We start from the raw sequence: 22748 nt of genomic DNA on the forward strand, positions 1-22748 counted from the left end.
GTACCCTTGTTGGCATCTTCCTTGCTAGGTTTAGTTACATGCTACGGCATGCATAACTATTTTAATGACGGTTGTTAATCACTTCGAGGGAAACTAAATGTTCAATAAAAAACACCTGGCGCTTCTGGCGTCCGCTGGTTCACTGAGCCTAGCGGGAATGGCGACTGCTCAAGCCGACACCTTAGAAGATACTATTGAGCGTGGCGCCGTTCAGTGTGGTGTGAGCGATGGTTTGCCGGGCTTCTCAGCACCGGATGACGACGGTAATTGGCAAGGTCTGGACGTTGATGTATGCCGTGCAGTCGCCGCAGCGGTTCTCGGCGATTCAGAAGCCGTTAACTACATTTCTCTAAATGCCGTTGAGCGCTTCACCGCCCTGCAGTCTGGTGAAGTCGATGTACTGTCACGTAACACCACCTGGACCACCACGCGCGACACGACTCTGGGCCTAAACTTCACCGGCGTTACTTTCTATGATGGCCAGGGCTTCATGGTTTCACGCGATCTGGGTATTACCAGTGCCGATGAGCTAAACGGCGCCTCTATCTGCATCCAGTCGGGTACCACCACCGAGCTGAACCTGGCGGACTACTTCCGTGCTAACGACATGGAATTCAACCCGATCGTATTTGATACCTCTGAGCAAACCGTGGGTGGCTATCAAGCCGGCCGCTGTGACGTTCTGACCTCTGATACTTCTCAGCTTGCAGCGCTGCGTATCCAGCTAGACGATCCTTCTGCCTCGATGATCCTGTCTGACGTCATCTCCAAAGAGCCGCTAGGTCCTGTGGTTCGTCAGGGTGACGATCTTTGGTTCAACATCGTGAAATGGTCACTGTTTGCGATGATCAATGCTGAAGAGTACGGCGTCACCAGTGAAAACGCTGAAGAGATGCTTAACTCTGAAGATCCCAACATCGCTCGTTTGCTGGGCCAAGACGGCAACTACGGTGAAGGCATGAACCTTGAAGCTGACTGGGCTTACAATATTATTAGCCAAGTAGGTAACTACGCTGAAAGCTTTGAACGTAACGTCGGCATGGGCTCTCCGCTTGAAATCGAGCGTGGTGTTAACGCTCTGTGGACAGACGGCGGCTTCCAGTACGCTCCCCCGATTCGCTAAGCGTCTCGCTTGACCCCGGCCCGCCGCTCTCTTTGCAGGTATCTGTTTAAAGGGCATGGCGGGCCATCTGATTGACCTTCCGTGTAGCGGAGACGCCATCCATGTCTGTTAGACCCAACGTTCGCCCCGTCGGCCACAAGCCGCCGTTTTGGCGAGACCGCGCTAAGCGCGCACTTATTTTTCAAATCATTTTAGTCGCCGTTGTGGCGGCTTTCCTGATCTATATTATCGGCAATACCCAAGCCAACCTGAATGCCCGCGGCATCACCACAGGCTTTAGCTTTTTGGGCAACACAGCCGGCTTTGGTATTGGTCAAACCTTAATCGAGTACTCCTCCCAGAGCACCTACGGCCGCACCTTCGTGATCGGCTTGCTCAATACGCTGCTGGTCGGAGGGCTGGGTGTCATTGCCGCCTCAATTATCGGGTTTATCGTCGGCATTGCACGGCTATCGCCCAATTGGTTGATCGCCAAGTTAGCCAACGCCTATATCGAAACCTTTCGTAATATCCCGTTGCTGCTGCAAATTTTCTTCTGGTACTTCGCGGTACTACGGACCTTACCCAGCGCTAGAGAGAGCATGGCGTTTGGCGAAGCCATTTTCCTGAACGTGCGCGGGTTGTACTTGCCACAACCGCTGTTTGAATCAGGCTTTGGATTGATCCCTGCTACTTTTGTGGTAGCGATCATTGCCAGCATTGCGTTGGTCATCTGGAATAAGCGCCGCCACGAAGCGACCGGCAAACGCATACCGGTTTTCTGGATCTCGCTGGTGATTATTTTTGGCCTACCACTGCTGGTACTGGTGGCGACCGGCGTTCCGGTCACTTGGGAAATGCCGGTACTGCGTGGTTTTAACTTCGGCGGTGGTATTACTATCATTCCCGAATTTTTGGCCCTGTGGCTGGCGCTTTCCATTTATACCGCATCGTTTATTGCTGAGATTGTGCGCTCGGGCATTCAAGCGATTCCCCATGGCCAAACCGAAGCGGCCCAAGCACTTAGCTTGCCGCGAAAACTCGTTCTGCGCCTGGTGGTGATTCCTCAAGCCTTGCGCGTCATCATTCCGCCGCTCACCAGCCAATATCTCAACCTGATTAAAAACTCCTCTCTGGCCACCGCCATTGGTTACCCCGACCTGGTGTCGGTTTTTGCTGGCACCACGCTCAACCAGACCGGTCAAGCAATCGAAGTCATTGCCATGACCATGGCGGTCTATCTCATCATCAGCTTGCTGGTGTCCATGCTCATGAACTGGTTCAACGCTCGCGTTGCGCTGGTCGAACGCTAGGCCGGAGGCGACCCCATGATTCACAACAAAGAAACCATACCTCAGCGTCCGGCGCCTAAAGGCACGATCGGCCCGGTTGCCTGGCTACGAGGCAACCTGTTCAACGGTCCTATCAATAGTGTTTTCACGCTGTTGGGCCTGTACGTACTGTATCTGCTGGTGGTGCCAACCGTTCAGTGGGCGTTTATCGATGCCAACTGGGTGGGCGACAGCCGCGAAGACTGCACACGGGCGGGCGCCTGCTGGGTCTTCGTCAACGCGCGTTTCTCCCAGTTCATGTATGGCCTCTACCCAAGCGAAGAGTATTGGCGTGCCAACATCGTGTTTGCCATGTTTGCGGCCATTATTGCTTGGATGGTCATTCCTCGCCTGCCCTTTAAGCGCTGGATGGCCCTGTTTGCGCTGCTAATCTTCCCGGTCATCGCCTACGTGTTGCTCCACGGCGGCTACTTTGACCTACCGCGTGTCTCGACCCACCGCTGGGGCGGCTTGATGCTGACCCTGCTCTTGGCCAGCGTAGGCATGATTGGCGCGCTACCGATTGGTATCGTGCTCGCCCTTGGGCGACGCTCGAACATGCCCATCGTCAAAACCTTCTGCGTGATTTTCATTGAGTTCTGGCGCGGTGTACCACTGATTACCATTCTGTTTATGGCCTCGGTGATGCTGCCGCTGTTCTTGCCTTCAGAAATCAGCGTGGATCGCCTGGTGCGCGCCCTGATCGGCCTCACGCTGTTCCAAAGCGCCTACATGGCGGAGGTGATTCGCGGTGGTTTGCAGGCGATCCCCAAAGGCCAGGACGAAGCTGCCGCAGCGCTGGGGATGACGTACTGGAAGCGTATGGGGCTCATCGTCATGCCGCAGGCACTTAAGATGATGATTCCCGGTATCGTTAATACGTTTATCTCCCTATTTAAAGACACCACCCTGGTGATGATCATCGGGCTGTTTGACCTGCTGGGCATTGTGCAAGCGGCGCTTTCCGACTCGCGCTGGCTGGGCTTCTCAATCGAGGGGTATGTATTTGCGGCGTTCGTGTTCTGGATTTTCTGTTTCAGCATGTCGCGCTACAGCCAGTACCTGGAACGCAAGCTTAATACCGGCCATAAGCACTGATGCCGCATTTCTTTACGATTTAAGTAGGATTTCAACATGACACAAGCAGCCACCAACACCACTGACGCCAGTACTTCTGACCTGATGGTCGAGATGCGCAACGTCAACAAATGGTACGGCGATTTTCACGTACTGCGCGATATCTACCTTGAAGTAAAACGCGGCGAACGGATCGTGGTATGCGGCCCTTCGGGGTCGGGCAAATCAACGCTAATTCGCTGCATTAACCACCTTGAAGAGCACCAAAAAGGTGAAATCGTAGTGGGCGGCGTACCGCTAACCCAGGACGTTAAGCGTATAGAGCAGATTCGCCGCAGCGTGGGTATGGTGTTTCAGCACTTCAACCTGTTTCCTCACTTAACGGTGCTGGAAAACTGCTGTATCGCGCCAATGTGGGTTCAGAAGAAGCCCCGTAAAGAAGCCGAAGCGCTGGCCATGGAGTACCTTGAAAGGGTGCGCATTGCAGAGCAGGCCACCAAGTACCCCGGGCAGCTTTCGGGCGGCCAGCAGCAACGCGTGGCCATCGCCCGCTCACTGTGCATGCACCCTGACGTGATGCTGTTTGACGAGCCCACCTCCGCCCTAGACCCCGAGATGATCAAAGAGGTGCTGGACGTTATGGTGGAACTGGCGGAAGAGGGCATGACGATGATTTGTGTCACCCACGAAATGGGCTTCGCCAAAAAGGTCGCTGACCGAGTGATCTTTATGGATCAGGGTCAAATCATTGAAGAAAACGCGCCTGAACCATTCTTCAATAACCCGCAGTCTGAACGCACCCAGTTGTTCCTGAGCCAGATTCTGGGGCATTAATCCACAGCCCAATCGACAAAGCAGCTGTTGATAAGTACGTCATCATGGGTCTCATTTGAGGCCCATGATGGTTAACAGACTTTAAAAAATGGCTATCAAATAAAGGACAAAGGCATGATTGAAAAGCTGTTTATTGACCGCGCGCCACAGCCTATCGCACCGTTTTCTCATGCGTGCCGCGTAGGTGATCTGGTGTTTATCACGGGGCAAATGCCGACGGTGCCGGAAACCAACGAAATGCTATTGGGGACTTTCACCGAGCAGACCCACCGGGTGATGCAGAACCTAGCGATTGTGCTGGAAGAAGTTGGCAGCGCCTTCGAGTATGTGGTGCAGTCAAGGGTGTTTATTACCAATATGGGCCACTTTGACGAGGTCAATAAGGTTTATGCGAGCTACTTCCCCCAGCCGCTGCCTACCCGCACCTGCATTGGGGTGACCGGCCTTGCGGGCGGTGCCGATGTGGAAGTCGATATGATTGCCTGGATTCCGCCGTCGCAACAATAAACCTTATCAGTAGGCTATTCTCACGGCTGCCAGTGCGCCACAACGCAATTTCGCCCCGCCTCTTTGGCGGCATAGAGCGCTTGGTCGGCCTGGGCAACGGCGACTGCCTGACTGTGGTCTAAATCACTGGTGAGCGCCAGTGGTGCAATCCCCACGCTGACCGTGAGTGTCACCACCGTCGGCGTTTGGGACTCGCCCGCCGTCAGATAAAACGGCTCCCGGGCTATTCGTTCGCGAATACGCTCGCCTAGCTGGACTACCTGTTGGTGCGATAAATCACCTGCCGTAACGGCAAACTCTTCACCGCCAAGCCTTGCCAGACAATCCTCGGGCCGCAGGGCATCATGGACACGCTTTGCCATCTCCACCAATAGCTCATCCCCTGCGGGGTGGCCGTAGCGATCATTGATATTTTTAAAGTAATCAATATCAATCATCAGCAAGTAATAGGCTGCCGCTACAGGGCGCTCATTGAGTTGCGCTAAGTGATTAGCCAAGCCGCGTCTGTTGCGCGTGCCGGTCAAGGCGTCAAACTCCGCTGCTGCCCAGGCTTGCTCTTCGATATTTTTGCGTTGGCTAATGTCGATGACTAGACCGCCGATACGCGCCAAATAGCCATCCTCGGTGTAATAGCTTTCCATCACCAACTCGTGCCAGCGCCACTGCCCGGATGCGACCCTAAGCTGGACATCAATACGACAATGGGTTTGCAGTCGCTGATAGCACTCGCGAATCACACCAAACACCCTTAATCGGTCGGCGGGCATGGCATGGGCCAGTAAGCGACGCAACGGGAGCATGGCGTAATCGCCAGGGTATCCCAGCGAAAGCAACAACGCCGAAGAGCACCAGGTGGCGCCGCTGCGCGTGTTGATCTCCCAGGTGCCGCATGCGGCGACCTGCTGCAGCAGATCAACCTGACGCTGCCTGCGGGTAAGCTGCTGACGATAGATAGCCGAGGCGATCAGTTCGGCGCCGATCACTAGCGCCTGCAACCCCGCCCCCTCCCAGTCAACTTCGCGCTCACAGTCGTCAAAGCCCAAGGTGCCCCACCACTGACCATTCACCATAATCGGAACAGTGACCATTGATTGAATCGACTGGCTTTCCAAATTGTCGCGCAGCGTTCCCAGATCCACCTTCGAGGTAATACAGGTGTGCGATTCACCGCGCTCACGACGATTGACCATTTCCTCATACTCGGCATCGTCGATCAGCGTGGTAAAAAAGCGAAAGCGTTTTTGCGTTCGCTCACGATAGTGCGAGGAAGACGCCCACTCAAAAACATAATCCTGCAGGACACCGTTTGGGCTGCGTTCTATGGTTTAAAATATCCACACGCGATTGACACCCGATGCCTCTCCTAGCGCCGCCAATAGCTTATCGACTCCTTCACTCCAAAAGTGCGCGTCGATTAACGCACGGCTACCCACGGCAAGGGCATTTAGCAGGCTCGGCGCATCCGGCGAAAAAGGAGCAGGCATAACAGGATCTCTTTACTTTTCTTAGAGACTATCACACAGCTTTCTGTGGATTACACACCATGCCCATAAAGAGTGATGCTAGCGGGTGCTAACGGCGTTTGCTCACGATGGGTCGTCAGCGGTTTCCCGGCTAGCGCCGTGAGCAGGATTTGCAGCGGGTCGCCATGGCTTACCAACAGGATGATTTCACCTGCGTATTGCTGTTCTAGCCCTTCCATCACGGCGCTCATGCGCGCCGCTACTGAACTAACGGCTTCCACCTGATGATGAGTATGATCGGCATTACGGCTGTCCAGTGCCCATACGTCAGGATAATGCGCATCAGTCTGCCCATCGAATTCGCCAAAATAACGCTCCCGCAAGCGCTTATCTACTGCCATCTCAAGCTTAAAAGCGCTCGCCACCTGGGCAGCCGTTTGGGTCGTCCTTAAAAAATCTGAATGCACCACTTTGGTGGGCACAGGCCACCCCCTCTCAGCCACCGCCTGGGCAAGCTGGCGCTCGCCGATCGCCGAGAGACCAAACTCGTTAATACCGCGCTCAGGGCTGCTGATAATTAGCCCCTGTTGGTTTGCTTGGCTGTGGCCGTGGCGCATTAATAAATAGCGATTGCGCCAATGGTCGGAGGGAGACTGTAAAGTATTTGACATAAGTTTGTCACAAACCCTAGATTGAAGGTGTCTGCTTTCGAAAATAACCATCCTTCGCGCGGAATGTCCACTTACGAACCATTTTTCGTTTTCATAAGTAGCAAATCGCAGTGAAGAGAACACAGCATTAACCATAGCAAGCACACAACAATAACCGTACAAACGAGGCATACCATGGCAACTTCGCTCTTCCGCAAGCGCCCGCTTGCAATGCTTACCGCCGCATCACTCCTTCCGCTCGCCCTGTTAACAACACCTGCTTTCGCTGAGTGTGAGCGGGGTGATTTGGCTGCCATTTATTGCGACGAAGATGGCGATATGGTCGCTGATCGTCCGTCTGACGAGTCTGAGTGGGTTAATCCCGATACGCTGATCTTTGCCTATACCCCGGTAGAAGATCCGGCCATTTATTCAGATATCTGGCAGCCCTTTATCGATCACTTGGCGGAAGTCACCGAGCGCGATGTGCGCTTCTTCGCGGTGCAGTCCAACGCGGCGCAGGTAGAAGCCATGCGCAGCGGGCGGCTGCATATTGCTGGGTTCTCTACCGGCCCCACACCGTTTGCGGTGAATTTGGCCGGTGCTGTGCCATTTGCATTGATGGGCTCTGATAGCGGCCAATTTGGTTATACCCTGCAGCTATTTACCCACGTCGATTCCGACATTCACGAGGTAGAAGACCTCAAAGGTAAGCGTGTCGCCCACACCTCGCCCACCTCCAACTCGGGGAACTTGGCCCCTCGCGCCCTGCTGCCTGAACTCGGCATTACGCCCGATGAAGATTACGAGGTGGTCTACTCGGGTAGCCACGATCAGTCCATGCTAGGTGTTGTGGCCCAAGACTATGACGCCGCTCCTGTGGCCTCTGAAGTCGTCGAGCGGATGGCCGCCCGCGGCCTTTACGATGAAGAGGACGTGCGGCTGATTTTTGAGTCCGACCGCTTCCCCACCACGTCTTACAACTACGCCCATAACCTGCACCCAGATCTGGTCAAAAAAATCGAAGAAGCCTTTTTCAGCTTTGATTTTGTCGGCACCGAGCTAGGCGAGGAGTTTGAAGGCGTCGAGAAATTTATTCCCATCAATTACCAGGATAATTGGAAGGTAATCCGCACCATTCAGGCGGCTAATGATGTGAGCTATACGCCAGAAAATCTGGAAGAGTAAACGTAACGCACCGCCACCGGCGGTGCGGTTATTTTCTCGACGATGGAAGCGGACACATGCTGGAAATTACCAATCTGGTCAAACGTTATGGTCACGATGAAGCCGTGCTGAAAGGGCTTGACCTCAAGGTAGAGGGAAACAGTGTTGTTTCTATCGTAGGCGCCTCGGGTGCGGGTAAAAGCACCATGCTGCGATGTATTAATCGCTTGGTCGAGCCCACCTCTGGCTCGATCAAGCTCAACGGCAATGAGCTGGTGAACCTGAAAGGCGCCGAGCTGCGCCGTGCTCGCCGCAAAATCGGCATGGTGTTCCAGGGCTTTAATCTGCTGGATCGTTTGACCGTGATGGAGAACGTGCTGGCCGGGCGGTTGGGTTACGTCAATCTCTATCAAGCGATATCGCGCCGCTATCCCCAGGCAGATATTGAACGTGCGTTTGTGCTGATGGAGCGGGTGGGAATCGCTCACTACGCCAACAAGCGCGCTGATGAGCTATCCGGCGGTGAGCGCCAGCGGGTAGGCGTGGTTCGTGCGCTAATGCAGGAACCTGAAGTCCTGCTGGCAGACGAACCAACGGCCTCTCTCGACCCACGCACCTCCGAGCAGATCATGATACTGCTGCAGAGCCTGGCCAGCGAGCTGTCGCTGCCGGTGCTCATTAATATCCACAACGTGGCACAGGCCAAAACCTATACCGAGCGCATAGTGGGTCTACGCCACGGCAAGATGATCTTTGATGGGTTGCCTGCCGACTTCAACAAAGACGCGCTAGACGCCATTTACGGCGGCATTGAAGCACCGGACGATGCGATCACCGAGAATCCAGCGGAGGAGCGCGCCCATGACTCCGCCTGACGCCCCGTCAACAGCGCCCCGCACCTGGAGAAAGCCGCCGTTTATCGCTAATCCGTTGCTACGTTATGGGCTGATCATCGTCGCCGTAGTCTATTTGGTGTGGGCGTTCGGCTCGCTGCCATTCAACTGGGCGCGAATCTCTGAAGGGTTGCCTCGCGCCGCGCGTATTTTTAGTGGCGGCTTCCCGCCCAATTTAGAGCGCTACGAGCTACTGCTGACAGGTTTTAAAGAGAGCTTTCAAATCGCCATTTTGGCCACATTGATGGGGGTTTTGCTCTCTATTCCTTTTGCCGTGATGGCGGCGCGCAATATCGCTCCAATGCCGATTTACATCATTGGCCGAGCAGTGATTATTGTCTCACGCAGCTTCCACCCGGTGATCGTGGCGATTCTGTTCGTCGCTGCTGTCGGCTTTGGTCCGCTGGCGGGTATCCTTACCCTCACGCTCTATTCGATTGGTTTTGTCGGCAAGCTGCTTGCCGAGGAGATCGAAGAGATTGATTGGGGCCAGGTAGAAGCGATGAAAGCCGCAGGCGCGGGTTATGTTGCTATTCTGTTTTATGCGGTTTTCCCGCAAATACTGCCACGCCAGGTCGGGCTTTCCATGTACCAGCTGGACAGCAACCTGCGCGCCTCTGCGGTGGTTGGCATCGTGGGGGCAGGCGGCATTGGCGGCACGCTCATGAACGCCTTTGGGCGCTACGATTACGATTTCGCCTTTGCGATTTTGCTCGTTATTATCGCGGTCATTTTGCTCAGCGAAGGTGTCAGCGGCTGGGTAAGGAAAAAAATATGGTAGATCACGCACAGCAGATTGCCGACCGTGTTTGGCAACGTTACGACCGCAAGCAACGCCTTATTCGCTACGCCGTGCTCTTAGCCACCTTGATAGTAGTGGTCTGGGCGGTGCGCGATATTGATATTTTCTGGCCCTGGGTATGGGATGCACCCAACCAAATTTCTGCGCTTGGGGGGCGCATGTGGCCACCCAGTGCAGCGGGATTTAAGGGCATCATCGCGGCGCTCATTGAGACCGTGCATATCGCCACCCTGGCGACCTTCTTAACCATCTTCTTGGCCTTACCGGTGGCCTATATTGCGGCCCAAAACACTACGCCAAACCGTACCTGCCTGTGGCTGGGGCGTTTTATTCTCGTCTCCAGCCGTTCGGTAAACACCATTATCTGGGCGCTGCTATTCGTGGCAATTTTTGGTCCTGGCGTGCTAGCAGGGATACTCGCCATCGTATTTCGCTCCATTGGCTTTATCGGCAAGTTGATGGGCGAGGCAATCGAGGAAATCGACCGACGCCCTGTAGAGGCGATGGAAGCCACCGGCGCCTCCAAGGCCAAAGTGGTTGCCTATGCGATTGTGCCTCAGGTCATGCCAGCCTTTTTTGCCATTGTGATCCTGCGCTGGGATATCAATATCCGCGAATCGACAGTGCTTGGCTTAGTGGGTGCGGGCGGTATTGGGGTGATCCTGCAAGGTGCGATTGACACCTTTGCCTGGCCAACCGTGGCGACCATTTTGATTGCCATTATTGTGCTGGTGCTGATTGGCGAAGCCATCACCAGTTTGCTGCGCGGCAAAGTCCTGTAGGTGGCCTAAGCGTTTGACCTAGCGCCAAACGCTTGCCATGTTTAAAGGATCATCAACGACAAGGAGTATGCACAGCGATGACAACTTATATCGTGGTAGCCGACGCCGCTCGCGCGCGTATTTTTACCCGTGATTCGCTTAATCTTGCCGAAAAGGAAAGTCTGGTACATGCAGCAGGAAGACTTCATGAGGGCGATTTAATCACTGATCGCCGCGGCGCCGATGTGCATGAGTCGACATCCTCCACGTCACGCTCTTCTGGAGAAGAAAACGTTGCTTCACAGCACGAGAATGAACTGTTTGCTAAAGAGGTCGCTCAACACCTCTATAGTGCGCGGGTTAAGAACAGCCTGGAGAAGTTAATCATGGTCGCACCCCCTAAATTTTTAGGCCTGTTGCGTGACAAGCTTGATGGCCCGACCCAGAAACTGGTCATTCACTCCCTTTCGAAAGACCTAAGCAAAGCCTCGCTAGCAGAAATTCAAACTGCCGTGAGCGACTTACGTTAGACGTATTAACTTTACAATCTCCTTACTAACCTAAAGTAGTGGTCGCTCTCGCCGATACTAAGAAGTTCTATCAACAGTGCCTCCCTGGGTACTGACATGCACTTCGACGTCGAGAGCGATCATGTTTTCTACCCTCCGAGCACGCATTCTACTAGCTGCGCTAGTAGTGATTACTCTTGCCCTGATGATTAACGGCATTGCCAGCTATACCACGGTAAAACACCATAATAATCAACAAATAACCCGTAATCTTAACGCTGTGGTTAGCGGCAACACCAGCGCGCTTCATGAATGGATGGAGTCACGTAGCACTATGCTAACAGGCATGGAAGAAGCTGCCTCTAGCCGCAATCCTCGTGCTGCGCTGCGCCAGCTAACGACTTCTGGCGACTTCATGGCAACCTATATAGGTTACGCGGAAAGCGGTGAAACGATTTTCTTTAATGGCTGGGAGCCACCCGCTGACTTTGATCCTCGCACGCGCCCCTGGTATCAGGCAGCTGTAAATGCCGAAGACACCATTGTGACTGCCCCCTATGTCGATGCCCAGAGCGGGGATCTTGTCGTTACCTTTGCCCGGCCGTTTTACCAAAACAATCAATTACAGGCGGTAGTAGGCGCCGACGTTAACATCAGTGATATGGTGGCTATTGTTGATGGTATATCTCCCACGCCTTCCAGCTTCGGCTTCCTGGTAACGGGCGACGGTACCCTTGTGGCTCATCCCAATAGTGAGCTGACGCTTGAGCCCTCTACCGCCTTGAGTAATGAATTAAGCGCTGCTTACTTACAACAACTCACGTCTGCGACTAGCCCACAACAAATCACCCTGGAAGGTAGCAGTAAGCTACTAATGGCACGTTCAGTAGGCGGTAATAGCGATTGGCAATTGGTGGTGGCGTTAGATGAAGCCGAAGCCACAACGGGCCTTCGGGCAATCGCGACAACCTCCATTGTGACGCTAATCATCGTTGCTGGCGTCACGATAATTACATTTGGTCTGTTGTTAACTTTCCTACTGCGTCGTTTGCTTAGCGTGCGCAATGCATTGATGAGCATAGCCAGCGGCAGCGGCGATTTAACTCAGCGCTTATCAGAAGATGGACGCGACGAAGTGGCACAAATCGCCAGCGCCTTTAACCAGTTTGTCGCTAAAATGGATGGTGTCATGCTCACCATTCGCGACAGCAGCCAATCGGTACAAACCGCGGCCAGTGAAATTGCCCTTGGTGGCCAGGATTTATCGCGGCGCACCGACAATGCGGCCTCAAGCCTTCAGCAGAGCTCTGCTTCCATTGAAGAAATCACCAGCACTATCGAACATACCGCTTCCTCGGCACAACATGCTAACCAACTGTCGTTAGACGCATCTAAAGTAGCGAACCGCGGTGGTGACGTAGTGGGCCAGGTTGTTGCCACCATGGACGATATTTCGGCGTCATCTACGCGAATCAGCGAGATTGTTACGTTGATGGATGGCATCGCCTTCCAGACCAACCTGCTGGCATTGAATGCCTCTGTAGAGGCTGCACGCGCTGGTGAGCATGGCCGTGGGTTTGCCGTGGTAGCCGATGAAGTACGTAAATTGGCTCAGCGCAGCAGCGATGCCTCCAGTGAGATCAAAACGCTCATAGATACTTCTCACCAAACTGTTACCAACGGTACTCAGTTGGTTAAGAGCGCGGGCTCTACCATGCAAGAGATTGTCGTTAGCATCACTCGTGTAACCGATGTATTGAACGAAATTACCGCCGCTACGCGTGAGCAAAGTGATGGTATCAGTCAGGTCAATATTGCCGTGTCCGAACTCGACCGCATGACGCAACAGAATGCCGCCATGGTGGAAGAATCCACCACTGCAGCTGAGCAGCTAAAAGATCAGTCACTACGCTTGGCAGATGCAGTGGGCGGCTTCAAACTTTCAGAATCAGCGTCTGCTCCGTTAGCATTAAGCAACGCCAGAGCCTATACCACCTAATCTCAAGAGCAAAGCCAGTGGAGATGTTAAGGAATCGGCGGCAGCGCAATATCGTCACTGCGTTTAGCCCCAGCGGTCATTTCACGGCATAGCCGCAAGAACTCACGCACACCGGTGGTGAGGTACTTGTGGCGGTGCCAGATAAAGGTGAACTGACGCTTTAAATCCAACTCCGGCGTGGGCAGCGGTACCAAACTGCCGCGCCGGAAGGCATCGCGTAGAGCGAGGCGTGAAACACAGCCAATCCCTAGCCCCGACTCTACCGCCCGTTTAATACCTTCGGTGTGTTCAAGCTCCAGCAGGGTATTAAACCGGCTGCGCCGGTGGCGTGCGGCGTGCTCCAGCGTCATCCGCGTGCCCGAGCCCTCTTCACGCATGATCCAGTCTTCACGCAGTAGTTGCTCTAACTCAAGGTGCTCACGGCCTGCCAGTGGGTGGCGCGGCGAGCAGAACACGCACAGCTCATCTTCGACCCAGGGCTGGCTGATGATCATCTCATCGTCGCACTGCCCCTCAATCAGCCCTAAATCCAGCGAATGTTGACGCACACCTTCGATTATATGGCGGGTATTGCGCACTGCTAAGCGCACTCGGCTGCCGGGGTGGCGCTGCATAAAGTCGCTGATCAGCAGCGTGGCGAGATAGTTACCGATGGTTAGCGTGGCGCCTACCTCCAGCGACCCAACCCCCTGTTGACCACGCAGGAGTTCTTCTATCTCTTCCCCGCGGTCGAGCAGCGCCACCGCTTTGGGCAACAGTTGAAAGCCGAGTGCGTTGAGCTTTAAGCGCTTGCCGATGCGATCCAGCAGCTGGCAATCGAACTGCCGCTCCAGCTCGGCAAGCGCGGTACTGGTCGCTGACTGAGACATGGAGAGCGCCCGCGCCGCATGGGAGACGCTCTCATGCTGGGCGACCGCTACAAAAACTTCCAACTGCCGCAAAGTGTAGTGCATAGAGCCTGACCTTTATTTGATCTATATCTATTTTTCAGATAACCGATATCAATATAATTCACTTAACAGATATACCACCCTTTGCTTAGACTTGCTGGCAACTTATTTAATCATTTTTATTCTTTTTAAGAATATGCCCGATGCAGTAGCGCGTCCGCATCGGCTAAGGGAGAAGCGGCATGAGTAAGTTTGCTCTGGAAGAAGTGCTTAGTGTTCATCACTGGAACGATACCCTGTTCAGCTTTCGCACCACACGCGAGCGCAGCCTGCGTTTCAAAACCGGTCAGTTTGTAATGATTGGTCTGGAAGTGAATGGCAAGCCGCTAATGCGCGCTTACTCAATTGCCAGCCCCAACTATGAAGACCACCTTGAGTTCTTCAGCATCAAAGTGCCCGATGGCCCGCTAACCTCACGCCTACAGCACTTGAAAGTGGGCGATCAGATCATGGTCAGCCGCAAGCCAACCGGCACGCTGGTGACCGATGATCTACTGCCTGGTCGTAACCTTTACATGCTTTCGACTGGTACTGGTCTGGCGCCCTTTATGAGCTTGATCCAAGACCCCGACGTTTACGAGCGCTACGAGAAAATCGTGCTGGTACACGGTGTCCGTGAGGTCTCTGAACTGGCTTACGCCGACTTCATCACCAAAGAGCTGCCTGCGCACGAGTACCTGGGTGAAGATATCACTGAAAAGCTGGTCTACTACCCCACCGTTACCCGTGAAGAGTTCCACACCATGGGCCGCCTGACCGACCATATCCGTACCGGTAAGCTGTTCGAAGATACTGGATTGCCGCCCATCGACCCGCGCCAGGATCGTGCCATGATCTGCGGTAGCCCCGCCATGCTGGATGATACCAGCGCACTGCTTGATGAGCTGGGGCTCAATATCTCGCCGCGCATGGGCGAGCCGGGCGACTACGTGATTGAACGCGCTTTCGTCGAAAAGTAAGTTAACCACTAGCCATTAAAAACCCCCGCTAATCGGTTTGAGGATATAAACCGGCTAGCGGGGGTTTTGTATTCTGGTGCGTTGTTAAACGGCGTCTTTGCCCGTTTCACCAGTACGGATACGAATTACCTGCTCCAACGGCATCACAAAAATTTTGCCGTCGCCGATTTTACCCGTGTTAGCGACTTGGGTGATGGCATCGATCACCTGCTCGGCCATATCGTCGTCCACGGCTACTTCCAGCTTCACCTTGGGCAGGAAGTCCACCACATACTCAGCGCCACGATACAGCTCGGTATGCCCTTTCTGACGCCCAAAACCTTTCACTTCCGTCACCGTAATACCCTGTACACCGATGTCGGAGAGCGACTCGCGCACATCGTCAAGCTTGAACGGCTTGATAATAGCTGTGATCAATTTCATTACCATATCCTCTAACTGGGTGGCCGTGATGGGGTTGAGTTGAAGGGCTGCAAGTATCGCAACCGATAACCGCTACTCACCAGCATACACCGCTATCGACAGAGAATAAAAAAGCCTCCCACTTTAGGGGAGGCTATAAGGAGCACACCAGCTCAATGGGTAGGCATTACCTTATTTCTTAATACCAAATTCGGGGTAGGCTTCGAGACCACATTCAGCGATATCAACGCCTTCATACTCTTCTTCTTCGCTGACCCGGATACCCATGATGGCTTTCAGGATTAGCCATACCACCAGGCTTGCCAGGAAGACCCAACCGAAGATACCGGCAATACCGATGATTTGAGCACCAAATGACGCGCCGTCGTTGTTCAATGGCACCGCCAGCACGCCCCAGATCCCGACAACACCGTGCACTGAGATCGCGCCGACCGGATCATCCAGTTTCACTTTATCGAGGGTGACGATGGCAGCGACAACGATGATGCCGCCCACTGCACCAATAATCGTGGCGCCTAGTGCGGTCGGAGAGAGCGGATCAGCGGTGATTGCCACCAGACCCGCCAGCGCACCGTTCAGTGCCATGGTCAGGTCCGCTTTACGGAACCACAGTTTGGCCAGAATCAGTGCCGCAATCACACCACCTGCTGCTGCAGCGTTGGTATTTACAAACACTTGCGCCACGTTATTCGCAGAATCGACGGCCGCCAGCTTGAGCTCGGAACCACCGTTAAAGCCGAACCAGCCCATCCAAAGAATGAAGGTACCCAGCGTTGCCAGCGGCATGTTGGCACCGGGAATCGCGTGGATAGAACCATCTTTGCCATATTTGCCTTTACGCGGCCCGAGCACGATGACACCAGCGAGTGCTGCAGCTGCACCGGCAAGGTGCACAATGCCTGAGCCAGCATAGTCAGAGTAGCCAACTTCAGACAACCAGCCGCCACCCCACGTCCAGTAGCCAGACACCGGATAGATAAACGCGGTCATCACCACTGCAAAGGCCAGGAATGCCCACAGCTTCATACGCTCGGCCACGGCACCCGACACAATCGACATGGCGGTGGCGACAAAGACTACCTGGAAGAAGAAGTCAGAACGCATGGAGTAGTAGGGGGCGTCATCGCCGCCTGCGGTCACCGCATCAACGCTGTTTTCAGCGCCAATCAGGAAGCCTAGGTTAGGCAGAAAGCCGCCAGCGCTGCTGGAGTACATGATGTAGTAGCCCACCAGCAGGTACATGGTGCAGGCAATCGCAAACAGCGCGATATTTTTGGTCAGAATTTCAGCGGTATTTTTGGAGCGTACCAAGCCCGCTTCCAACATGGAGAAGCCTGCGGCCATCCACATCACCAGCACGCCGCAAATTAGAAAGTAGAACGTATCGAGCGCGTAGCTCAAATCAGCTAACTCATTCATAAGGTGTTCCCCGTTATTCTATGAGAAGTTATACGCAAAAGACGGCTATGCAGCCCTGTTCGCGTGGCGTCCGTTATACGGCGTCAGCGCCACGCTCACCGGTGCGGATACGAATCACGTCTTCCAGTGGCGTAACAAACACCTTGCCGTCACCGATTTTTCCGCTGTTGGCTGCGCTACAGATTGCGTCCAGCACGCTTTCTAATCGTGCATCGTCGACGGCCACTTCCACTTTTACCTTGGGCAGAAAGTCGACAACGTATTCGGCGCCACGGTACAGCTCGGTATGCCCTTTCTGACGGCCAAACCCTTTAACTTCAGTAACGGTGATGCCCTGAACTCCGTTGTCGGCGAGTGCCTCACGAACATCGTCGAGCTTGAATGGCTTGATGATAGCGGTGATGAGTTTCATCCCGGATCTCCCCTGCTGGATAAGTCCTGCTAGATTGGTAGCGGCACAGCCGCCAGAATAAGCACCTGAACCGTTAATGCGCATACCGTGCCAGCTGACTTTTTTTTCTTATAATTCAGCTAATTAGACAACAAGGAAAGTCTTTCAAAGCGCTTAATCTCGTCAAATCCATCGTCACACCACGGCTATTGCACCAAAAAAAGGCGTAAGCAAATGTTGCCTGCTCCATTTCGATGCAAACCACCCGCTGAGCAGTTAATCCATTCGACACATGCGAATTCGCCAACTGTTGCGTATCCTTACGGTAAGCCGTTTTTATATATGTTCATTTAGTGAGTTATTAAGGAGAGAGCAGCTATGGCGCCTCAAGACCGCATCAGCCGACTGGCCCAGCAGATTGGCGACCGTTTACAAAACGCCTCTCAGGCACCGGAAGATATCCAAAAAGGCGTACAGCAAGTCGTGCGTGGCGCCTTCGACCGCCTTGAGCTTGTTTCCAGAGAAGATTTCGATATTTTGATGGACGTACTGCAGCGCACGCGTTCGCGGGTAGAGGCGTTAGAGCGCCAAGTGGCTAACCTTGAAGCAGCCGTTGAAGCCTCCACAGCGCCAACCGCCACGCCAGTAGAAGCAGAAGTACCGCCGGTGCCGACGCCAGAGCCAGACAGTGACAGCAATGAAGACGAAAAACCGACCAAACGGTAAACCCATTTACTGCCTAGTCAATTAGTTAGCGGTTATCGGCAATAGCGTGACATCACCTATTGCCGACGTCTGCCGTCATGATGGTCGCCTTGCTCTATCATGCCCTCTCAGCCCTCCCCATCCTCATAAATACGAATCAATATCATTGACATTTTAGCTGTCAATGATACCTTCCTGGTGTAGCCGTTATCTTCAAGCGCCATTCGTTCTTCGCTAGTGGAGCCGTTGAGAAAGGCGACCTGGTAAAAATAAGTCGCGTGCAAGCACCAAGATAGATCAAACCGGTGCCGACGCCGCTGCGGGATGGCCTCTGCCAGCGCAGATTTTTTCATTTTGACGAGTCGTCTTGCGTACTGATGCGCCAATTTGATGCATATCATTGAAAACAATAGCGCATGACCTATGAAATCACTCGCGACTCACCCGCCTATAAACCAAACACAGCAGACCCTGACGTCGCAGTCGCTGGAACAATTGGGGTTGCGCTTCGGCATCGATTATCGAATTGAGGGGAGGTGTGCAAAAGTAGCGCCCGTCGCCCAAGGCCAAGTACATGATGTCAGCCTTTCCCCGTCGCTCCATTTAACGCTCTCGGACCTACAGGTTGAGCGTACCTACTGGTCGACTTCCCGCCAGTCAGTGCCCTGGTTCATTAGCGTTGTGCTCGAAGGTCATATCACCGCCACGGTGGGTTCTGAATGCTTTGCCCTCATGGCAGGCGATGGGCTGTGCGCGCACTTCAATTCTCAGCATTCGCTCACGGTCTGTCAGCCCGCCCAGCCGCGCCTACGCACGGTGAATCTTGCAGTACTCGCAACAGAACCTCATGGGCTTCCTCTATCCCCCGCAGCCCCGCTGTTGCATCGCTGGCGGCTACCTGAAGCGCTGCTTCTGGCCCTGCGCGCCAACATCGACCAGCCGACAAGTGCTTGCCGGCAACCGCTGGTGTGGCAAGGGCTAGCGCTACAACTACTCGGTCATGGCTTACCCGCTGACCCGTTATCGCCGCTGGCGGCACGCTCTGCCTCCCATCACCGTGAAACACGCTTAACCTCTCGAGACCGCGGCTGTCTGGCGACGCTTCACCAGCAGATTGCCGATCAACCAATGAAGAACTACTGCTTGGATGGCTTGGCCCGTGATGTAGCCATGAGCCCTAGCAGCCTGCGTCAGAAGTTTCGCGCCTATTACGGTTACTCACTTTTTGAGCACCTGCGCCAATGCCGCTTAACCCAGGCATATCACGATCTGCAGCGTGGTTATAGTGTGCAGCAGGCTGCCCATGCGAGCGGTTATCGCCACGCCACTAATTTTGCCACCGCTTTCAAGCGCGCTTTTGGGATGGCGCCCCACGCTGTGTTGAAACGCCATTAAGACACCACTCACTTGTCTTTAGCAGTAAGTTCCTCTCCCAGGCATTTTTTGGCATCAGGCATAACACCTTTGTCATTGCGCATACCTTTCCACTGCAATAAAAAGTAATAATTCTCATTAACACGTTTGCTTCATTGCTTTTTATTGCAGGTACCACCCATGCTTACTTCCCATCATCGCTTTCTACGCTCTCCGCTTAGCGCCGCTGTTATCGCAGCACTGTCGGTATCACCGCTTTATGCACAGGAAAACACCACGCTGGGTACCGTCACGGTGACCGCTCAGCAGGCCGCCACCAAAGTCGAGACGCCGTTTATCGAAACACCCCAGAGCGTCTCTACCATTACGCGCGAACAGATGGATAACCGCGGTGTAAGCACCGTTCAGCGAGCCACTGACTACACGCCCGGCGTTTATAGCAATCAAATCGGCGCCTCCAACCGTTTTGACTATCTCGTGCTGCGCGGGTTTTCGGACGGTAGCTTGAGCAATACTTTCTTAGATGGTTTGAAGATCATGGGCGATGCCAACTCCCATAGCAGCATGCATATCGACCCGTGGTTTCTAGAAAGTATCGAAGTAGTGCGCGGGCCCGCCTCGGTGCTCTATGGTCGTGCCTCCCCTGGCGGAGTGGTCGCCCTGAACAGTAAGCGGCCCGAATTTGAACAGGGCGGTGAGCTGCGTTTTCGAGTGGGTAATAATAACCAGCGCAGCGCCGCTTTTGACCTTACCGGGCCACTTGGCGCTGAGCAGCGGGTGGCCTTTCGCCTGACCGGCATTGCCAGCGCCGCGGACACCCAGTTTGGCCCGGCAGAAGAGGAGCGCTACGCCATTGCGCCCCGGCTCGCTTGGGATATCACCGATGACACCAGCCTAACGGTAGAAGCCTACTTGCAGGATGAACCCGAAGGCGGCTACCACTCCGGCGTCCCCTATGAAGGCGCCGTGGTCGCCCACAATGGCCGTAAGATCAGCAACAACTTCTTTGATGGCGAAGAGGATTACGACACCTATGAGCGCACCCAGCGCATGGTCGGCTACGCCCTGGAGCACCGCTTTAACGATCAGGTGACCGGTCGGCAGTTGATGCGCTACCTCAATTCAGATGTGGTGCTCAATCAGGTCTACGGTTTTGGCTGGACCTCGCCTACGTCTGATGAACTCACCCGCTACTACTCCGGCAGCAATGAATCGCTAGACGCCTGGACGCTCGATAACCAGTTAGAAGCCAACATTAGCAGTGGCTTTATGGATCACACGCTGCTGTTCGGGGTGGATTACCAGCAGCGGGAAAACGACGTCTCTTGGCCATCCGGGTATTTTCCGTCGATCAATGCGTTTAACCCTGTGTATGGCAGCGAACCCATCGAGTTTTACGCCCCGGTGCGGGAACGCCACGAAATCGACCAAACCGGCGTTTACCTGCAAGACCAAATCGCCCTCAATGACTGGCGCTTCACCCTGGGCGGCCGCTACGACTGGGTGAATATCGACAATACCAACCGCGACAGTGGGGATACCAGCTCGCTCAGCGATACCCAGTTCAGTGGCCGCGCCGGGGTGGTCTACCTGTTCGATAACGGCGTGGCGCCCTACTTAAGCTACTCCACCGCGTTCACCCCCACCAGTTTCGTGGATGAAAGTGGCGATCTGCTGCAACCGATGGAAGGCGAACAGTGGGAAACCGGCGTCAAATTCCAACCAAACGGCAGCGCCAGCCAGTACAGCGCGGCCCTGTTCCACATCAGCCAGGAGAACGTCGCCACCAAAGAGCAGCCCACTGACCCTTACCGGGCCGTGGGTGAAATCGAATCCCAAGGGCTGGAACTGGAAGCGCAAACACGGTTGAGCGACACCCTTTCGCTACAGGCGGGCTACAGCTTCACCGATATCACTTACGCCAAAAGCGATGACGGCAACCAGGGCAATAACGCGATTTACTCACCCCGACACCAGGTTCAACTGTGGGGCCACTACGAGGGCAACAAGGGTTGGCTAAACGGCGTGGATATGGGTGTCGGCGTACGCCACTACGCGGATATCGCCGCTGACCGGTCCAACACCGAAAGCGTGCCCGACTACACCCTGGTCGATGCCACCGTTGGCTATGACCTTAGCCAACTCGGTGTTGAAGGGGTCGAGACACGTCTGAATGTGAGCAACCTGCTGGATAAAGAGTACGTGGCTTCCTGCAACTCCCTGGAGTACTGCTACTTTGGCGCCGAGCGGGGCATCACTGCCAGCGTTCACTACCGATTCTAAGCCTCCGCTCAGAGCCATTGCCTAAGTATCGAGAAGTAATCATGAACATATTTGCCCAGGCCGCCGCGCCTGGGCTTTTTTACCTGCACTCATGTTTGCAAACAATAAATATTATCGTTTAAATACAGCTCTTATTTTTCTGGATGGCCTCTCTTCATCATGCGCCAAACCACCCTGCTCTCTTTATTTGTACGCTGTGGGCTGTTCGCCGTTTGCCTAATGACTTTTTCAACGGCAAAGGCGCAGTGGGCAACGGTCGACTGGACTATCGCCGAAACCCTGCTGGCCATTGACGCCCCTATTAGCAGCGTTGCCCAACAGGACGCTTACCACGACTGGGTAGGTGAGCCCCGTATATTTAACAGTGCCACTGATATGGGCCTGCGCACCCAACCCAATCTGGAGCTATTGGCCCAAGTACCGCCCGAACAGATACTGATCTCCCCCATGTTCGCTGGCTTAACACCGCGCCTGGAGCGAATCGCACCGGTCACCTCGTTCGCGCTCTATTCGCCCGGCACCGATACCTGGCAAGAGATGCAAACCCTGACCCGCCAGTTGGGCGAGTTAACCGAGCGTCAGCCTCAGGCAGAGCAACTGATCGAAGAAACCCAAACCTTGATGACCACGCTGCGCGAATCCCGGTCCCGCTCACAGTCAGAAATCGCGCCACTGCTCATGGTGCAGTTCATGGATGCCCGCCACGTGCGCGTCTTTGGCGATAACAGTCTTTACAACGCTGTTCTAGAGCAGCTCGAACTCCCTAATGCCTGGGACAAGCCCACCAACGCCTGGGGGTTTGCGCTGGTAGGGGTTGAAGCGCTGGCACGCTACCCTGAGGCAATGTTAGTTATCATCGACCCGCTCCCCGCCGGGGTAGAAGAGCAGCTTGCAAAAAGCGGCCTGTGGCAACAACTTCCCAGCGTCAAGAATGACAACCTGCTACGCCTACCGCCGGTATGGAGCTTCGGCGCATTACCTTCGGCTCAACGCTTTGCCAAGGAACTGACCGCGGTGTTGGAAGACGCTGCAGCAGACAGCGAGCAGCCTTAAGAGGAGTAGCGTTGAGCGCTACCAAAGCGGGCTTAACTAAGGTAGTTTAGCCATAATGGTAAAGCAGGCTTAGATAATATAAGCGTAACGTTGGCC

24 protein-coding genes are annotated in these 22748 nt (G+C 54.4%); 16 read left to right on the forward strand and 8 right to left on the reverse strand.

Annotated features, from left to right (window positions below; all coding sequences use genetic code 11):
- Window positions 1–97: 97 nt before the first annotated feature.
- From CXF87_RS12865 to CXF87_RS12885, 5 genes are all read left to right on the forward strand, one after another.
- Entirely contained in the window at window positions 98–1123 is a 1026-nt protein-coding gene (locus tag CXF87_RS12865; RefSeq protein WP_101146858.1) for an amino acid ABC transporter substrate-binding protein, read from the forward strand.
- A 101-nt stretch (window positions 1124–1224) separates the two neighbouring features.
- Complete coding sequence (locus tag CXF87_RS12870; protein ID WP_101146859.1) at window positions 1225–2415, forward strand: amino acid ABC transporter permease; 1191 nt, start codon at window positions 1225–1227, stop codon at window positions 2413–2415.
- Window positions 2416–2430: 15 nt separating this feature from the next.
- Window positions 2431–3531: an amino acid ABC transporter permease gene (locus CXF87_RS12875; protein ID WP_101146860.1), complete on the forward strand. Its 1101-nt coding sequence runs from the start codon at window positions 2431–2433 to the stop codon at window positions 3529–3531.
- A gap of 84 nt (window positions 3532–3615) precedes the next feature.
- Window positions 3616–4344 (forward strand): amino acid ABC transporter ATP-binding protein, encoded by a 729-nt coding sequence (locus CXF87_RS12880; RefSeq protein WP_035583650.1) that lies wholly within the window; start codon window positions 3616–3618, stop codon window positions 4342–4344.
- A gap of 114 nt (window positions 4345–4458) precedes the next feature.
- On the forward strand, window positions 4459–4851 hold the full coding sequence (locus CXF87_RS12885) for a RidA family protein (protein WP_022521312.1): 393 nt from the start codon (window positions 4459–4461) through the stop codon (window positions 4849–4851).
- 20 nt (window positions 4852–4871) lie between these two features.
- Here CXF87_RS12885 and CXF87_RS12890 read toward each other — a convergent pair whose 3' ends face one another.
- The 3 genes from CXF87_RS12890 to CXF87_RS12895 all read right to left on the reverse strand — a co-directional run bounded on the left by CXF87_RS12890 (window position 4872) and on the right by CXF87_RS12895 (window position 6985).
- The gene (locus tag CXF87_RS12890; RefSeq protein WP_232774921.1) at window positions 4872–6041 is read right to left on the reverse strand and encodes a sensor domain-containing diguanylate cyclase; all 1170 of its coding nucleotides are present in this window, start codon (window positions 6039–6041) and stop codon (window positions 4872–4874) included.
- A 135-nt stretch (window positions 6042–6176) separates the two neighbouring features.
- Complete coding sequence (locus tag CXF87_RS22110) at window positions 6177–6335, reverse strand: hypothetical protein (protein ID WP_232774922.1); 159 nt, start codon at window positions 6333–6335, stop codon at window positions 6177–6179.
- 50 nt (window positions 6336–6385) lie between these two features.
- Window positions 6386–6985, reverse strand: coding sequence for a histidine phosphatase family protein (locus tag CXF87_RS12895; RefSeq protein ID WP_198556104.1), 600 nt, complete (start codon window positions 6983–6985; stop codon window positions 6386–6388).
- A 174-nt stretch (window positions 6986–7159) separates the two neighbouring features.
- Here CXF87_RS12895 and phnD point away from each other — a divergent pair, with 174 nt between their 5' ends.
- The 6 genes from phnD (at window position 7160) to CXF87_RS12925 (ending at window position 13095) form a co-directional block, all read left to right on the forward strand.
- Window positions 7160–8152: a phosphate/phosphite/phosphonate ABC transporter substrate-binding protein gene (gene phnD / locus CXF87_RS12900; RefSeq protein WP_008956569.1), complete on the forward strand. Its 993-nt coding sequence runs from the start codon at window positions 7160–7162 to the stop codon at window positions 8150–8152.
- Between the two features lie 56 nt (window positions 8153–8208).
- Window positions 8209–9006, forward strand: coding sequence for a phosphonate ABC transporter ATP-binding protein (phnC, locus tag CXF87_RS12905; protein WP_101146862.1), 798 nt, complete (start codon window positions 8209–8211; stop codon window positions 9004–9006).
- Complete coding sequence (gene phnE / locus CXF87_RS12910) at window positions 8993–9805, forward strand: phosphonate ABC transporter, permease protein PhnE (protein ID WP_101146863.1); 813 nt, start codon at window positions 8993–8995, stop codon at window positions 9803–9805. Before phnC ends, phnE (CXF87_RS12910) begins: the two co-directional genes overlap by 14 nt.
- The gene (phnE, locus tag CXF87_RS12915; RefSeq protein ID WP_101146864.1) at window positions 9799–10608 is read left to right on the forward strand and encodes a phosphonate ABC transporter, permease protein PhnE; all 810 of its coding nucleotides are present in this window, start codon (window positions 9799–9801) and stop codon (window positions 10606–10608) included. Before phnE (CXF87_RS12910) ends, phnE (CXF87_RS12915) begins: the two co-directional genes overlap by 7 nt.
- A 77-nt stretch (window positions 10609–10685) precedes the next feature.
- Window positions 10686–11117, forward strand: coding sequence for a host attachment protein (locus CXF87_RS12920; RefSeq protein WP_008956565.1), 432 nt, complete (start codon window positions 10686–10688; stop codon window positions 11115–11117).
- Between the two features lie 121 nt (window positions 11118–11238).
- Window positions 11239–13095: a methyl-accepting chemotaxis protein gene (locus tag CXF87_RS12925; protein ID WP_101146865.1), complete on the forward strand. Its 1857-nt coding sequence runs from the start codon at window positions 11239–11241 to the stop codon at window positions 13093–13095.
- 26 nt (window positions 13096–13121) lie between these two features.
- Here the strand turns inward: CXF87_RS12925 and CXF87_RS12930 are convergent, their stop codons facing one another.
- Complete coding sequence (locus CXF87_RS12930) at window positions 13122–14048, reverse strand: LysR family transcriptional regulator (protein ID WP_008956563.1); 927 nt, start codon at window positions 14046–14048, stop codon at window positions 13122–13124.
- Between the two features lie 179 nt (window positions 14049–14227).
- On the opposite strand from CXF87_RS12930, the gene CXF87_RS12935 reads away from it, so the two are divergent.
- On the forward strand, window positions 14228–15004 hold the full coding sequence (locus CXF87_RS12935; RefSeq protein ID WP_008956562.1) for a ferredoxin--NADP reductase: 777 nt from the start codon (window positions 14228–14230) through the stop codon (window positions 15002–15004).
- 84 nt (window positions 15005–15088) lie between these two features.
- On the opposite strand, the gene glnK is transcribed toward CXF87_RS12935, so the two are convergent.
- The 3 genes from glnK to CXF87_RS12950 form a co-directional block, all read right to left on the reverse strand.
- The gene (gene glnK / locus CXF87_RS12940; protein ID WP_007112362.1) at window positions 15089–15427 is read right to left on the reverse strand and encodes a P-II family nitrogen regulator; all 339 of its coding nucleotides are present in this window, start codon (window positions 15425–15427) and stop codon (window positions 15089–15091) included.
- A gap of 171 nt (window positions 15428–15598) precedes the next feature.
- The gene (locus CXF87_RS12945) at window positions 15599–16846 is read right to left on the reverse strand and encodes an ammonium transporter (protein ID WP_101146866.1); all 1248 of its coding nucleotides are present in this window, start codon (window positions 16844–16846) and stop codon (window positions 15599–15601) included.
- 73 nt (window positions 16847–16919) lie between these two features.
- Entirely contained in the window at window positions 16920–17258 is a 339-nt protein-coding gene (locus CXF87_RS12950; RefSeq protein ID WP_007112359.1) for a P-II family nitrogen regulator, read from the reverse strand.
- Window positions 17259–17615: 357 nt separating this feature from the next.
- Between CXF87_RS12950 and CXF87_RS12955 the strand changes: the two genes are divergently transcribed.
- A complete protein-coding gene (locus tag CXF87_RS12955; RefSeq protein WP_101146867.1) occupies window positions 17616–17963 on the forward strand; it encodes an accessory factor UbiK family protein in 348 nt (115 codons plus the stop codon).
- Window positions 17964–18070: 107 nt separating this feature from the next.
- Here CXF87_RS12955 and CXF87_RS12960 read toward each other — a convergent pair whose 3' ends face one another.
- The gene (locus tag CXF87_RS12960; RefSeq protein ID WP_157826554.1) at window positions 18071–18295 is read right to left on the reverse strand and encodes a hypothetical protein; all 225 of its coding nucleotides are present in this window, start codon (window positions 18293–18295) and stop codon (window positions 18071–18073) included.
- 70 nt (window positions 18296–18365) lie between these two features.
- On the opposite strand from CXF87_RS12960, the gene CXF87_RS12965 reads away from it, so the two are divergent.
- The 3 genes from CXF87_RS12965 (at window position 18366) to CXF87_RS12975 (ending at window position 22652) form a co-directional block, all read left to right on the forward strand.
- Window positions 18366–19337, forward strand: a complete 972-nt coding sequence (locus tag CXF87_RS12965; RefSeq protein WP_101146869.1) for an AraC family transcriptional regulator — start codon at window positions 18366–18368, stop codon at window positions 19335–19337.
- A gap of 159 nt (window positions 19338–19496) precedes the next feature.
- Window positions 19497–21599: a TonB-dependent siderophore receptor gene (locus CXF87_RS12970; protein ID WP_101146870.1), complete on the forward strand. Its 2103-nt coding sequence runs from the start codon at window positions 19497–19499 to the stop codon at window positions 21597–21599.
- Between the two features lie 159 nt (window positions 21600–21758).
- Window positions 21759–22652, forward strand: coding sequence for an ABC transporter substrate-binding protein (locus CXF87_RS12975; protein WP_101146871.1), 894 nt, complete (start codon window positions 21759–21761; stop codon window positions 22650–22652).
- The last annotated feature ends 96 nt before the right edge of the window (window positions 22653–22748 follow it).

The organism is Halomonas sp. MES3-P3E (assembly GCF_002836035.1).
GTDB classification, from domain to species: Bacteria; Pseudomonadota; Gammaproteobacteria; order Pseudomonadales; family Halomonadaceae; genus Vreelandella; species Vreelandella arctica.